Genomic DNA, 3010 nt, shown 5'->3' on the forward strand with positions numbered 1-3010 from the left:
GGCCTGGTCTCCGACCGCTGCGCGGAGCGCTGAAGATCACCAGCCGAACCCTCCAGGCCGACACGCCCCACCCTCAATCGCGCACCAAGTCGTAAGTTGATCTTGTTCGCCGGGTTGGGATGTAAACGCCGTTTACTCACCCCTACACCTCGCTTGGAGGCAATCCTGTGGCAGAAGGCACCGGGGTTGGGCCCGGCCGTACCGACAACCTGCTCGGTCAAGACCTCGAGGTCGGTGGCAGCCGACCCGCCGGCTCGGTGCTGCCTGTCCATCCGCCATGGCCGCAGGTTCGCTCGACCAGCTCGAGCTCGCGATGTGACTGAGATCGGCCAGCACCCACCCTGAGAGCAGGCGGCTGCTCAGCAAGAGTCCTACTGGCATTGGCGGCTGGATGAGCCGAGGTCATCTCCTCGGCTCTTGAGCGTTCGCTAAGACCGTCAGCGAAGGGAGCGATTGCAGCTGACCTGCGGACCTATGCCGTCTGGCCTGTAGCCTCCCTCGGTGATCATTGACCGCAATGCCCAGGTTGTACCGCGCCGCTACCGCGATCGAGAGCTTCGTAAGTGGATGGGGGCGGCCATTGCAGCGGCCGACGCAGACGATCTGCTAGCAGCTTGGCTCTGGGTGACCGAAGGCTGGTACGTCAGCGGCGTGTATCCGCTGCTGGAAGAGCACCGTGATCGCATCACAGTGAAGCTGACCGAAGCGCGGCGCCGCTCGAGGCATGAAGCTCGTTCCCTGATGAAGTTCGGCCCCACCCCGAAGCTGGTCAAAGACCACTGCGCCGCCGCATTCGACACCCTGGTCGCGGCACTCATCACCGAGGAGCGGGACGCCAACGCGGCGCTACGAAGGTGTGGCGACCTGTGGACCCGCATGGGCGGGCACCACGGAGGTGACCCTGTCGATCTCTTCCATCGTGACAAGCACTCTGCAGACGTCACTGCGGTGGAGGAGGTAGCAGGCCTTGCGCGAGAACTCGAGAAGGCTCAAAGTCGCCTCGACCGAATCTGCGCGGAGCACCGGACCTCCATGCACGAGGTCGCGCTGCTGCAAAACCAATACATCGCGCACCTGGTGGCCAGCGATGACGTCAGCCCTGAGGGCCACTATCTCAAGAGCACCTACGCAAGCCTGCTCGCCCATCAGGAAGCCGTGGAACGCGAGCTACAGGAAGCACATCAGAGGGAGGAACTTAAGCGGCTGGATGACGACTGGGAAGAACGCCTTGGAGTTGATCCGCTTATGGTCCCCAGCAGCTTCCACTCCGACACCCAGTTGCTCAAGGCTCTGAGGGATGAAGCGGCAGACGTGCGAGAGGCTGTCTGCGAGGTCAAACAGCTCTGGTCGGAGGCGGCAGACCGCTTCGGACTTGCTCCGAAGATCGCCGGGTATTCGCCGGGGCAGACCGGGCCAGCAGATGTATCGGCGGTCGCGGCGCTGTCGCAGCGCTTGGGGGAGTCCCGTCGCCGGCTGACAGCAGCGATCAGCAGGCACGCGGTGCAGGCAAGTAGAGACGCTCATCTCTTCCACCGCCGCGTTGCCTATGTGAATGGTGCGGCCAGCGTTGACATGGTCGAGGTCCGGAACATGGGCCATCGCGCCTTCGAGCAGATGACCGCGCGCCTCATGGTCCGAGATGGGTTTCGGCTCATACGTGCCCACGGTGGTTCTGGGGACCTGGGCGCGGACGTGATCGCTGAGGGTCCTGCAGGACAGCGAATAGTGATCCAGTGCAAGCACAGCAGCCGAAGAGCTGACGTGGGTACGCCAGAGCTTCAGCGACTGAACGGGACAGCGGTTCCTGTGCATGGAGCTGACGTGGTGATCATGCTGACCAATACAGGCTTCACGACCCCGGGCCGGCAATTTGCGCAGACGCACGGCATCCATGCCATGGGTTACTTGGCGCTGCAGAAATGGGCGACCTGGGGAGACCCGTTGGGGGAGGTGCTTGGTCTATCGGAGGACGGGGCCAGACGGGAATAGCCGATCTGCCAGGGCATACCTGCTTGATCAGCAGTACGGCCGGGCACGAAGTACGAAACAGAGGCCGCGGAGTGACCCCGCTCGCCCCACCTCTGTAGCACCGATCGGGGGCACCCAAATTCGGGTGACCCCGACTCGGCTCGGCAGGTCCGGTGCGCACGCAGTGGGTTCCCGCGGGCGCAGCGCCAGCGCTGCTGGGAAGTGTCGATGGCCTCGCCGCAGGGCGGGCAGGTCTTGGGGAAGTCGATGGGCTGCCCGTCGTCGGTGTGCTCGTCGACGAGGGGTGCTTCGACCCGAGGAATGACGTCGCCGGCTCGATAGACGAAGACCTGGTTGCCGAGCAACGGTGACGTCGTCGATGACCACCGGTTCCAAAACGGCGCGCGGGGCGACGACGCCGGTGCGGCCGACGTTCCACTCAACCTCAAGGAGTCGGGTGACCTTGTGGGGGTGGAACGCCTGGGGGAGTATCGGTCAGCTTCGCCAGGCGGTCGGCGATACGCCGGTGGATGTCAGCGGGCGTGTCCGGCCGCGGAACGAAGGGCACGGCTTCCTTCCCCTCGGAGTGTGCAGGCGGTGGGGGCTCGTCGCGCAGCACTTCCGCAAGGCGTACGCAGAGCACCGATCGCCGCATCGGCGCCGGGAAGCGGACGGTCCAGCACCGTCTCCGGCACCAGGCCTGGATTTCATCCGAGATCAACATCAACAAGAGCAAATCCCGTCGCAGCGCCAACGAGAAGACCAACGCAGTTCGACTTGAGACCTCTCAGGTTTCCCAGGGCGTGGATGGGGCTGGTCGTGACCATATGAAGCCGGCATTGCCGTGTGGTCATATCCCATATCCGCACTGCTCGGTCTTCACCGCCGGTGGCCAGCAGCGGCCGGTCGCCCGGGCCCGTGAACGCCACCACCGCATCCACTGAGCTGTCAGGGCTGCGTCGTTCTCGCGATGTGTCGGTTTTGATCAGGTGATGCGGAGGGTGGCGAGGGGGCGGTTGGGGTCGCGGGCGTGATGGCGAAG

The 3010-nt window shown here is 64.6% G+C and carries 1 protein-coding gene and 1 pseudogene; one reads left to right on the forward strand and one right to left on the reverse strand.

Annotated elements, in window-relative coordinates:
* Positions 1-501 precede the first annotated feature (501 nt).
* A complete protein-coding gene (locus tag AB0442_RS42075) occupies positions 502-1989 on the forward strand; it encodes a restriction endonuclease (protein WP_366168791.1) in 1488 nt (495 codons plus the stop codon).
* A gap of 170 nt (positions 1990-2159) precedes the next feature.
* Here the strand turns inward: AB0442_RS42075 and AB0442_RS42080 are convergent.
* Positions 2160-2433 (reverse strand): annotated as a pseudogene (locus AB0442_RS42080) (NAD-dependent DNA ligase LigA); the annotation flags it as partial.
* Positions 2434-3010 lie beyond the last annotated feature (577 nt).

This window comes from Kitasatospora sp. NPDC085895 (genome assembly GCF_040702125.1).
Taxonomy (GTDB): Bacteria; Actinomycetota; Actinomycetes; order Streptomycetales; family Streptomycetaceae; genus Kitasatospora; species Kitasatospora arboriphila.